Below are 263 nucleotides of genomic sequence, written 5' to 3'. Positions count from 1 at the left end.
ATCCAGCATTTCGTCGGGGACGGGATAAGTAATCAGGGTTTCGTCGATAAAGTCTTCCGCTTCCCAAACGTCTTTGTCGGCAAGCGGGTGGTCTTCTGCGCAGATGCCGACCATTTCATAGGCAAACAGAGGGCGGTAGCTGATGCCGTTGAGCGGCTCGGCTTCGGAAACGATGGCAAGGTCGGCGCGGTGTTGCAACAGCAGCCCGACCGGATCGGCTTGGAAGCCTGAAACGATGTCCAATTCAACTTGCGGCCATAAGG

The 263-nt window shown here is 56.3% G+C and carries 1 protein-coding gene; it reads right to left on the bottom strand.

Annotated features, from left to right (window positions below):
* Positions 1 to 263: LysR substrate-binding domain-containing protein (locus tag ACTHS4_RS12040; RefSeq protein WP_440366004.1), on the bottom strand; the 263-nt coding region annotated here is incomplete at both ends.

Source organism: Neisseria sp. P0014.S009 (assembly GCF_051958155.1).
In the GTDB taxonomy this organism is placed as follows: Bacteria; Pseudomonadota; Gammaproteobacteria; order Burkholderiales; family Neisseriaceae; genus Neisseria; species Neisseria flavescens_C.
This window is presented reverse-complemented; position numbering and strand designations above follow the sequence as displayed.